Genomic DNA, 9,714 nt, shown 5'->3' with positions numbered 1-9,714 from the left:
CATCTATCTGACACAGTCGGCGAGTTCCTCGATGCCTCCTGTATGTGCGCTCCTGATCCTCGCCGTACCGATCACCGATACGGTTGTGATTATGACGAAACGGGGCTTGCAGGGTAAAAGCCCCTTCAAGGCCGACAAGCGTCACTTGCACCATATACTCATCAGTTACGGCATGAGCAAAAAAAACGCGGTTAAGACGATCGTGTCATTATGCGTGTTGTTTAGCGCCATATCTCTCTCTGGTATCATCTACAAGGTCCCGGAAAACGTTCTTTTTGCGATTTTTGCGGCCTATTTCATTATCTACACCGCTGCATCCTTCAAGATCCTTTTCTTCGCTCGTGTCACCAGACATTATCTCAATAATGGTTATATAGGTGCGGTAAAAAAATATTCAGCAATCTTTACCGGCATCTTGGTTATCACTACTATGTTGTTTTTAGCTTGTCAGTAACCGTGGCCGAGCGATTGCATAACACCAGGGCCAATTCACGCTCCTTTAACCATTGCCGGTGCAGACAGATAAATAGGTCTGTTCCACCATTCAGGACAAGTGTTGCGTTACCTCTTGGAGTCGCCTTGCTTGTCGTTATCGTCTCCTGTTGCCAGTCTCAGCTGCATGCAAGTGAGACCCAAACAGTCTATCCCCTGCGTTCGACAGGAAAGAACCTGTTAACAAATCCTCTCACGGCCGGACTATCCCCAGACAGATCGCAATCACAAGACATCGCAGTTTCATGACGCTCCGATCGGATGGCAGAAGGGCGACGGCGAAACGATCCATGACTCGGTACTGTTTTTTCAACCATCGCCTGTAGACAGCGCGGGTACTCTCGGGATCACCGGAGGAACAGATCGCCAGGGGGGCTGGCAGACCCCAATTGAACCTTGTAAACCCGGCCGCAAAAATCTCTTTACTGCCCAGTTTTACCGCAGTCAAAATGCGCTGGACGGCTCCTATCCGGAGATCTCGCTCTGAGGTGAGCGAACCCTTCTCAATACCCACTGGCAGACGGGGCGTTACCAACCACTGTTCGCCTACCAGGTTTGCCCCGAGCATACACCGGATGGTGACCGGATGTTCAAATTTATCAACTCCTATCCGGGGACGACTTTTCAGATGAGGGATCCACAACTGACCCTGGTTGAGACAGTGGCGCCAACCAGCAATCCAGAGCCGGATAATGATTTTTTTGCCATCGGGGCGTTTGGTGGCACTGCAGAAAATCTGGTTGAGATCAAGAAGATCGGGTTTAACACCGCAGTGATCGGCCTGAGCAAGGAGAGTGTTGCTGCCTGCATCGAGAATAATTTTCACTGCACGCTGAACGTCCCGCGTCAGCTGGATGAGCTTGCGGTAAAACTTGAACCAGTTGCTGACAAGATCACCACCAACAGGTTTGCTTTCTACGTCAACGATGAACCGAGCATCCATTCTTTCCCGGTGGGCCGTGCTGCAGACACATCCGGAAATCAACCTGAGACTGATCGATAAAATGACTCTCGATCCGAATGACAAGGGTATTAATTGTGGAATTGAATACAGGTTTGAAGCGGCAAAAGATGTACAGAGTGAGCGGCTTCTCCCTGACGAAGTCGTCGTTCTGGCCGCTCCTGCGCTGTTGCAGGAACGCGAAATTGCTTCTGTAGAGAATCTTGCAAGTGTACCTTTGATAGAGACCGAACGCAGGCTTGTCAGCTGGAGGGTGATCCTGAAATCCTACCCATGGTTCAAGACGCAGAAAATTCTGACGTTCAGCTATTCTCTTCATGCGTTCAAGGCTGCAGAGCTTGGATTGGGGGTAGTGCTTGGCAACCGCCACAACGCATAATGGTACATAGATGAAAACCTGCTCTTTATTCCTTTTGAACTTGAGCCTGGTAGCGCTCCGCCAACGCCGAGATATTTCATCTCCGCGGCGATGCAGAAAACTAGAATTCCCAAGGTCGTAGATTTTACAAATTGGATAAAAAAGGAAGTATTAATCCGAAGGCTAAATAGCAGACATTGTCTAAATGTCAAAAAAACCTATTATCAGTATGTTACGAGTCAATTTCTCGTTAGCGAATGTCTACTAATCAACGTACGGATTAATAGGTCTCAAAAGACTGGTGCGGGTCGAATGGTACCAATGGATAAAGACGATATTTTTTTCCTCGGCGGTCACGGTCAGGATTGACCCAGCTTTGAAGGATTTAACCTCAACCTGTATCTCAGGTTTTCGCAACAAGGCAGTAAATGACAGATGAAGTCCGTTTTCAAGAAACCACCCATCCCAAAAGCATTAATGTTTATTTCTAGTTAATCCTAGGTCTATTTTGTGTTGAATGTCCGTTGGTTGTCCGTTAATGTTGTTTACTGCTTGTTGATGTTAAGGCTATTCTCTGTTGATCAAGGAAAATAAAGACATAATCAACAGGATTTCTATGTAATGTCTTCATTTTCTCTATGGAGTAAAGATGGCAGGACATGTAAAGTGAATCACTTTTGCAAGTGACCCTCTTTACGCCTGCCTTATTCGCTTGGGGCTCAACGGGAACTTATTCGCGCTGCTCAACGGTTTTATATGTCATAATCAAGGTATTAATCCGGCGGGCATTTAGGCTTAAACTTTTCGTATATTTTAGTTAGGCGTCAAATTTATTGACGTATAAACAGCCAGATAGTCAGACACGAACCCGAAAGCGGCATCCGGATTAGACGTATTTGCCCACCGGATTAATAGTATCGCATCCACTTCAAGCAATACCTATGATGACCGGGGGGAATTTCTTGTTGACCGATATAGGTCCCAAATTGGTTGGTGATTTGAGCAGGGATCTGCAATATGAATGTTATCCTGTTAAGCTGATATCCACTAAATATGTCGTGATATTGAGCAGAAAACAGGATAACTTGTTGATTTTTCGTTGTCAATAAATTCTGCTTTCTGGAGCTATAAGGAAACCAGAGAATAATTTGTTAAGCCAATAAAGGACATAAAATGATTGATCAGTCGAACCCCGCTGGTAGATTGCATCGAATCCTATCTAATGCGAAACGCCAACCAGATAGCAAAAAGGTGAGAGAAGTTTGGGCATTGGCTATCGGGATTAAAGAAGATGATGCTGAAATTACTAAAGGGGTTGTTGAACTTTACTCTTTGTCCCAAGAGATCCAAAGCCTAATCAAAATGAACGATGGGTTAAATCACCAGTTATACCTTACATCTTTCAAACAACTAGATAAGTCATTTTTTCCTTTAAACTTGGGAGGAAATTGGAATTCTGTCAAACAATACTTAACTGATGAAGCTCTTACTAGGCTTCAATTTTGTGCGGAGGAGCTATCAAAGTTCTATTCAGAAGAAACGCTATCAGAAGAAGACCTTAAAGATATAGTCAAAAAAACAGATGAACTATTTGAAGCAATAAACAAAAGCGATTTACCAGACATTTTGAAATTAAGTTTATTAGAAGAAGTCGCTAGAGTAAGAAATGCAATAAATATGTACACCATTAGGGGAGCAAAAGGCCTTAAGGATGCTTTGCAGGGTGCAATTGGTTCTGTTGTTGTAAATCAAGATGATTTGAAAAAGCACTCCGATAAGAATGCGGACGTGATTAAACGAATTGGTGAACTAATCGATAAACTTGACTCTTTTACATCTAGGGCACTTAAGCTCAAAAAAATGCTTACAAAACCGATTAGATGCTTATTGGAAAAGGTAACTGATCCAGAAGTAGAGATTTTAAGTGACGAGGCTTAACAAGTCATTGCACCTGAAGCCGCAAACAGCGCGGCTTCAGGTGAATTTAACGTTAACATCTAAAAATGAAACCAAGCATATTTCTGAGTCACAACATAGAAGATAAAGAATTTGTTCGCAGATTGGCTACGGACTTAGACTGTCACGGTGTCAGAGTATGGCTAGATGAAGCGGAATTGAAAATTGGTGACAGCCTAATAGAGAAAATCCGAGAAGGCATTGATAATGTAGATTTTGTGGCAGTCATCATATCTGAAAACTCCATTAAATCAAAGTGGGTCCAAAAAGAAATTGATGTTGCAATGACTTTAGAAATAAGTGGAAAGGAGATCAAAGTCTTACCACTTATGCTAGAAAGATGTGAGTTGCCAGGTTTTCTACTAGGCAAGCTATATGCTGACTTTACAGATGAATCTAAGTATCTAAGTTCATTTGAGCAGTTAACCAACAGTATGAATATTGTTTTCAATAAATCTGCTCTTGTTGGCAAGACTGAATCATCAAATCTAGGGCAAGCTATAGATAAGGCATCCGACCAACTTCTTTTCTTTTATCCAAAGCCTTTTCATAGGCCATTCCAGTACATAGGTATGAGAGTTGAAGATGCAGCTAAAGAAGTTGGTGCCACTCCTAATAAAGTTGGAAATATCATTATTGATACAGATGAAATACATATGTGCTTAGAGGCAGAAGGCAGTTTTGTAAACTATATCGATGTTGATATCAAAAAAACATCACTTTGCATGCAAAATAAGGAATTTGATTCAGAGCCAATATTAGGCTGTTTAAGCATAAACCCTTCAGAGTTAGATTTAGTTACCAAGAAAACACATTACCATCATTACATGGATCATAAAAGAAAACTAAAAATAAGCGTTTCATGTCTTTATGATGGTGGCCCATTATCCGTAGGTTTTAGTGCTAAATATTATAATATGAAATAAAAATTCATGTTATTAATCCGGTGGGCATTTAGGTTAAATTTGTAACTATAAAATCATTTAAAAACAAACAGTTAGTATGTGTTGTGGCTGATGAAAAAGCCCGCCGGATTGATAACAAATCATTTCACCGGACTCGCTGAAGCTCGCCGGTGAATTCTACATTAGATTTCCAAAACTAAATATGAAAGTCCAAATAGAGAATATTCGGGGATTCTTAAAAACAGAATTTGAGAAAGAACTATTTAATGCTGCAGTCGCTTATCTAGACAAGACTAGCGACCCTTTGAGATTTAATAGTTTTTCAGCAGCAATGCGCGAGTTATCTCGACATATTTTGCAACGATTAGCCCCGGATGTTGACGTGAAAAAATGTAGTTGGTTTAAAGTTGAAACAAACAATGGTGCACCTACACGAAAACAAAAGGTCATTTATGCCGTGCAAGGAGGATTGTCAGAGGAGTTCGTCGATAAAAATTTAGATATTGAGCCAAAAGATGAAATAAAAGAAGTGATTGAGAGTATAAACTTATTGTCTAAATACACTCATGTTAATGAGAAGACATTTAATATTCCCCAAGCGGATTGTGAATCTTTGTCTATTAAAGTTCTTGATTCATTTATATCAATTTTCCAATTGGTTGAACAACTTCGACATGAGATCCACTACTCTCTACATGACTACATTTCTACGGAGTTGGACGATACATTTATGTCTAACATGTTTTCAGATCTAGACATACTCAGTTCACAAACCATCGCTGAGACTTCTGAACTTGAATCTTTCGAAATAATTAATATTACGCCTGAAAAGATAATAATTACTGGGAATGGCAATATCGAAGTCTCGCTAAATTACGGAAAATACGATGATGCTGCAGAAATAAAAGATTCATTTCCTTACGAGTTCAAATGCCACTCCGAAATTGATGAACCAAGAAAAATAATTCTTTATCAACATGATATTGAAGTTGATACAACTAGTTGGTATGAGTGAGATAATCTAACAAGTCATTCCACTGGATTTCGCAAACAGCGCGAAACCAGTGAATTCTACGTGTGTAAAGGAAATATATGAGCACCGAAAATACAAAAACTGACTATTCTGTGTTAATTGGCAAGGGTATCTTGGGAGCCATTCCATTTGTAGGGCCACTAATAGCTGAAACAGTTGGTGCAACCATTCCCAACCAACGAATTGACAGAATTAATGATTTTTTGTTGTTGCTTGAACAGCGAATTGAAGAGACTGAGAGAGAAAACGCTAAGCTAAAATTCCAAAATGAAGAATTTATAGATATACTTGAAGAGTCTATGTTGCAGGCTTCAAGAGCATTGTCAAAAGAACGAAAAGAATACATTGCTTCTATCATTGCAAATGGAATAGCTGAAGAAAAAATAGAATACAATCAAAAGAAACTATTACTAAATATTTTAAATGAACTCAGTGATACAGAAATTATTATTTTACAGCTTTATGGTTTGCCGCCAGGTGAGGATCGGGAATATTTTGAAAAACATAAAGACATTTTGACCCCACCTCCCCCTTCAATGAGAACCAGAGAACAAAGCGGAATTAACGATAGAACTCTGTACGACGCTCAAAGAAACCATCTGGTTAGACTCAACCTTACAACTCCGAAATATAAAAAACCTAAGCGTGGAGAAACTCCAGAGTTTGACCCTGCAACAGGAATGATGAAATCACAGGGATATAAAATCACCTCTCTTGGTCGATTGTTGCTTGGAAATGTTGGTTTGAAAACTTGGTAGAGATAAATATAAATCACATATCAAGTCATTCCACTGGACCCGCAAACAGCGCGGGCCAGTGAATCGCGGTGCTGACTTCGTCAAGCACCGCGATTAGGGGCCAAGCCTAGCTATCGGAAATATAACTTTTGGAGAAAAAAATGGCATATAGAAACGGAAATTACACGGCCTTTTACGTTGCAGAACCTTTCAACGCAAGCGCTCTCGGCGCACATGCAACAAAAGATTTCTGCTATTATAACATGTTGCGGGCATGGAAAGGAAAAGAAGCATCATTTCCATTTAATGATTCGCATGATAAGACGTACAACGTCCGTGACGGCAGTGATTGGGAAAAAACGCTAAAGCCAAGACTTCAAGAGCGTCTTAGAAACTCTAAAAATATCGTACTTTTCCTTAGCTCCAAAACAGTAAGCTCAAGAGCTTTACGAGAAGAAATTAACTACGGAATAAATAATCAAGGGCTCCCTGTTATTGTTGTATATCCAGAGTATAATTCTAAGGCCAGCCTGTTGATTAATGACTCGCTGAAACAGTCTGTGAAGAATCTGTGGGGTAACTTGCCTATTTTTAGAGATTCAATGAGTAAGGTTCCGACACTTCACATACCCAACAAGAAGGACATCATTGAGGCTGCTCTCAAAAATAGTGACTTTATGCTTGCTACCAAAACGAGCCCCAATTACTACTGGTACGAAGTATGACAAAGGTTAGTTTCATTGACAGGAGGGTGATTGAGAATTTTCTCAAGATCACCTCTGCCATAAGCGCAACACTTTCTTTAGTTGTATTGTTTGTCGATATTCCAACAAATTGCAAAAGCACCTATGGATGGATATTTATCGGGTTGTTGGTGCTAATTTATTTGGCAATTTGGATTTGGTCTAACAATCTTAATAAAATTGATATCAATATTGAAGGAAGTGAGGTAACGATAAAAGTAGGCGACATTTTTTCCGAGCCCGGCTTAAAGGCCATTGCTTTCAATGAGTACTTTGACACAATCGTAGATAACAAAATAATTTCTGAAAATTCACTGAACGGAATTTTTATAAAAATGTATGTTGGTGATCAAGTTTCAGAGCTTGATAGCCATATTGACAACTATCCCTTTGATGAAAGTGAAAAACTCAAGAGCAACGCCGAGCGAGCCGTGGGTAAAAAGTGGCAGTATCAGATTGGCTCTATTTGCGTATATAAAGATTTTCTTTTGGCTGCTTTTACGAAGTTCGATAAAAACAATAAAGCAGTGCTCACTATGCCTGAATACCTAGAATTTTTAATTAATTTTTGGGACAAGGTCAACAATGTGTATGGTCAGCAGAGCGTAGCCACGCCGATTTTTGGTTCTGGGATTACTCGAATTCAAGGGCATAAAACTATAAGTGATGAAGATCTTTTGAAAATAATGTTGTGGACATTCCGCATTAGTGAAATGCGGTTCAAGTACCCAGCGAAGCTAACGATTGTCATCCACAAGAGCAAGATCGACAAAATTAATCTCCTTGATATTAAGTCAGCGAGAAATGGAGTTTAGAGCCCCTAACGAGGCGCTGCTGTTGGACAAATTTTCCGCTGTGCTCCAAATTTGCCTCAGAGCGGGGCGTTCACGGCGACTGCGTCGCCGTGAGTCGAAATTTCAACGTAATGACAACCTTAACTCAGAGTCGAAGGCGCGCTGCCGGTCAGCGGTAGGTGGCCTATGACGTTAGCGAATAAGATAATAAAATTATGGATAATTATGGAAAAATTTTCGGGTCCCGAAGATCTTTATGATGAATTAGTTGAGAATTCAGATGATCATTGGTTACTAGGTTTAGTTGCTTTTGCTATTATTGAAGAGCAGAAGATTGAGTGGATTAAACACCAAAAAAACAATAATGGTGGTACTCCTTCTCCTGAAGACATAAAAAACTGGTACGAGCAACAGCCAAAGGGAGTTTTACTAAGAGCAAAGGACACAGCTGAAACAAGATTAAAAGATTATTCAAATGAAATTATTGAATTTGTCATAGATGAGCAACGTAGAGAAATCGAACATGGTATTATAGTTAATGAAATAAGAGAAACGAAAAGGTTTTGGCCGCAATTCGGTGTCAACTTGGCTGGAGGTTTTGTTAGTGCCTTATTATTTGCAGCTTTGCTTACAATTGTAGCTTTTTTTGTAATACATGACACATCCCCTGTGGAGATTGGGGCAGAATTACGAAAAGACGCAACCTTGGAGGACCAAAATTATGTCAAAGAAAGAAGTAACAAGCAAAAAAGCAGCGACGGCAGCTTCAGCAGTTCTGAGAAGCAAAACAGCAAGTAAGGCTTCAAAATCTGCGGCAGGATCAGCCTTATCCCAAAGAAAAGCTCCGTCTAAAGTTACCCGAGCAAAAGCAGCGACAGCAGCTTCAAAAACATTGAGGTCAGGGGCCTCCAGTAAGGCAGCTAAATCTTCTGCAGGTTCGGCATTGACTCAACGACCAAACAAAAAAAAGTAGCGCTAACCAAACGTTCCAGCGGACCCCGCAACAGCGCGGGGCCGCTGAACACCACAACAAAGCTTCGCTTGCTTGCGCTGCCCACGGCGCTTGTCAGCACCGCGATTATACAAAAAAAGGAACAAAAAATGGCTCTTTACTTTTTAACTTATGACTTAAGAAACTCTAAAGATTATCAAAAATTATATAGTATTTTAGAGAATTTTAATGCAGTTCGTATTTTAGAATCAACCTGGTGCTTTAATAGAGTAAATACATCTGCAAAAGGGTTACGGGACTATTTCAAAAAATTTATCGATGAAGATGATGGATTAATAATCTCAGAGGTCACGAATTGGGCATCATATAAAGTTGATGGTTCTCCAAATGATTTAAAATAAAAATAAGTATAACAATGCGCTGGTGTGGCATAACAGGTTTTTCTCACGACAATATTTATATTCTTCCTGTAAATCTTGCCGCAAGCGGTTCACATGAGGGTGTTCAAAATTTTGTGTCAGTAACTGAAAGCTGATATATTCAGCGACCAAAGGAGACTGACATGACAGAAGAAAAACCAGAATTTGATTTTCAGCAAGCTCTTGAAGAGCTCCAAAAAGGCAAAGCCCTTCTCGGAAAAGAAGGAATCCTCACCCCGCTTATCAAACAGCTGACCGAAGCTGCACTGGAAGCAGAGTTAGATACTCATCTGAGCCAGGAGATTACCGGTAATCGTCGCAACGGCAAGAGCAAAAAAAACATAAAATCAGCCAATGGCAGCTT

General features: G+C 40.5%; 11 protein-coding genes and 2 pseudogenes. 12 read left to right on the top strand and 1 reads right to left on the bottom strand.

What is annotated here, in order from left to right; all coding sequences use genetic code 11:
- A pseudogene (locus BLQ17_RS22795) lies at positions 1-454 on the top strand (hypothetical protein); the annotation flags it as partial.
- Positions 455-685: 231 nt separating this feature from the next.
- Here BLQ17_RS22795 and BLQ17_RS22790 read toward each other — a convergent pair.
- Positions 686-1,135 (bottom strand): hypothetical protein, encoded by a 450-nt coding sequence (locus BLQ17_RS22790; protein WP_176761375.1) that lies wholly within the window; start codon positions 1,133-1,135, stop codon positions 686-688.
- Here BLQ17_RS22790 and BLQ17_RS22785 point away from each other — a divergent pair.
- The 11 genes and pseudogenes from BLQ17_RS22785 to BLQ17_RS20885 form a co-directional block, all read left to right on the top strand.
- Complete coding sequence (locus tag BLQ17_RS22785; protein ID WP_176761374.1) at positions 1,121-1,495, top strand: hypothetical protein; 375 nt, start codon at positions 1,121-1,123, stop codon at positions 1,493-1,495. The two genes, BLQ17_RS22790 and BLQ17_RS22785, sit on opposite strands and share 15 nt — an antisense overlap.
- Entirely contained in the window at positions 1,452-1,832 is a 381-nt protein-coding gene (locus BLQ17_RS20935) for a LysR substrate-binding domain-containing protein (protein WP_176761373.1), read from the top strand. The genes BLQ17_RS22785 and BLQ17_RS20935 overlap by 44 nt, the downstream gene beginning before the upstream one ends.
- A 1,152-nt stretch (positions 1,833-2,984) precedes the next feature.
- A complete protein-coding gene (locus BLQ17_RS20930; protein WP_092226101.1) occupies positions 2,985-3,749 on the top strand; it encodes a hypothetical protein in 765 nt (254 codons plus the stop codon).
- Positions 3,750-3,814: 65 nt separating this feature from the next.
- On the top strand, positions 3,815-4,693 hold the full coding sequence (locus BLQ17_RS20925; RefSeq protein WP_092226099.1) for a toll/interleukin-1 receptor domain-containing protein: 879 nt from the start codon (positions 3,815-3,817) through the stop codon (positions 4,691-4,693).
- A gap of 181 nt (positions 4,694-4,874) precedes the next feature.
- Positions 4,875-5,687 carry a pPIWI-associating nuclease domain-containing protein gene (locus BLQ17_RS20920; protein ID WP_092226097.1) on the top strand — a complete coding sequence of 271 codons (813 nt, stop codon included), beginning with the start codon at positions 4,875-4,877 and terminating at the stop codon, positions 5,685-5,687.
- Between the two features lie 77 nt (positions 5,688-5,764).
- A complete protein-coding gene (locus tag BLQ17_RS20915) occupies positions 5,765-6,463 on the top strand; it encodes a hypothetical protein (protein ID WP_092226096.1) in 699 nt (232 codons plus the stop codon).
- Positions 6,464-6,603: 140 nt separating this feature from the next.
- On the top strand, positions 6,604-7,167 hold the full coding sequence (locus tag BLQ17_RS20910; protein ID WP_092226094.1) for a TIR domain-containing protein: 564 nt from the start codon (positions 6,604-6,606) through the stop codon (positions 7,165-7,167).
- Positions 7,164-8,000 carry a macro domain-containing protein gene (locus BLQ17_RS20905; protein WP_176761372.1) on the top strand — a complete coding sequence of 279 codons (837 nt, stop codon included), beginning with the start codon at positions 7,164-7,166 and terminating at the stop codon, positions 7,998-8,000. The genes BLQ17_RS20910 and BLQ17_RS20905 overlap by 4 nt, the downstream gene beginning before the upstream one ends.
- A gap of 165 nt (positions 8,001-8,165) precedes the next feature.
- Positions 8,166-8,777 (top strand): hypothetical protein, encoded by a 612-nt coding sequence (locus BLQ17_RS20900; protein ID WP_176761371.1) that lies wholly within the window; start codon positions 8,166-8,168, stop codon positions 8,775-8,777.
- 303 nt (positions 8,778-9,080) lie between these two features.
- Positions 9,081-9,332, top strand: coding sequence for a CRISPR-associated endonuclease Cas2 (locus tag BLQ17_RS20890; protein WP_092226089.1), 252 nt, complete (start codon positions 9,081-9,083; stop codon positions 9,330-9,332).
- Positions 9,333-9,493: 161 nt separating this feature from the next.
- Positions 9,494-9,714: pseudogene (locus tag BLQ17_RS20885) on the top strand (IS256 family transposase); the annotation flags it as partial.

It is taken from the genome of Desulforhopalus singaporensis, from assembly GCF_900104445.1.
GTDB lineage: Bacteria > Desulfobacterota > Desulfobulbia > Desulfobulbales > Desulfocapsaceae > Desulforhopalus_A > Desulforhopalus_A singaporensis.
Note: the sequence above shows the minus strand (reverse complement) of the source record. Positions and strands in the feature narration are given on the sequence as shown.